Annotated in this window: 1 protein-coding gene; it reads right to left on the bottom strand. The window is 44.3% G+C overall.

Annotated elements, in window-relative coordinates; translation table 11 throughout:
* Positions 1-298 (bottom strand): transposase (locus tag LPKJCM_RS06615; protein WP_165758581.1); only part of this gene is annotated, 298 nt, incomplete at both ends.

Below are 298 nucleotides of genomic sequence, written 5' to 3'. Positions count from 1 at the left end.
GGCAACTTTAAAGTAATTCTCAATTTGCCATCTTCGGGCGTATAGTTGAATGATCTCTTGTGGCTGAAGGCCTAACTGAGTCGTTGCCAGTACTAGGTAGTCATCTTGACGGGCCCGATTAGCCACAAATACCAAGCGAAGCTTGAATTTTTGGTTCCCGACGTGCGCTTCGACAAAGCAGCTGTATTGATAAGCTTGCTTGGGTTGATATTTTGAGGCCTGCAGTCGCTTGTATAATGCTTTAACTGAATATTGCCGTCCGCGATATTGATAGTAAATTTTGCTGGACCGTTTAAGC

The organism is Lentilactobacillus parakefiri (assembly GCF_002157585.1).
In the GTDB taxonomy this organism is placed as follows: Bacteria; Bacillota; Bacilli; order Lactobacillales; family Lactobacillaceae; genus Lentilactobacillus; species Lentilactobacillus parakefiri.
The sequence above is the reverse complement of the archived record's forward strand: the minus strand, read 5'-3'. Positions and strand labels throughout refer to the sequence as shown.